This is a genomic window from Micrococcus sp. KRD012, assembly GCF_017168555.1.
GTDB classification, from domain to species: Bacteria; Actinomycetota; Actinomycetes; order Actinomycetales; family Micrococcaceae; genus Micrococcus; species Micrococcus luteus.
The window spans coordinates 1-234 of record NZ_JABFBB010000045.1 but is presented as its reverse complement, the minus strand read 5'-3'; the positions used below and the strand labels follow the sequence as shown (position 1 = coordinate 234).

The 234-nt window shown below is 66.7% G+C and carries 1 protein-coding gene; it reads left to right on the top strand.

The features are described 5' to 3' along the window. On the top strand, window positions 1-234 hold a 234-nt coding region (locus J1M37_RS11240), incomplete at both ends, for an integrase core domain-containing protein (protein ID WP_206452671.1).

The following is a 234-nucleotide window of genomic DNA, read 5'->3' as shown; positions in this document are numbered from 1 at the left end:
CGCGGGCGTTCTTCGCCGCCCACGGCATCACCGTGGACCGGGTGATCACGGACAACGGGAACAACTATCGGGCTGCGGACTTCACCGCGAAGGTGGTCTCGCTCGGGGGCCGGCATCACCGGATCCGACCCTACACCCCGCGCCATAACGGGAAGGTCGAGCGGTACAACCGGCTGATGGTCGATGAGGTCCTCTACGCCCGCCCCTACACCTCAGAGCAAGCTCGGCGTGAGG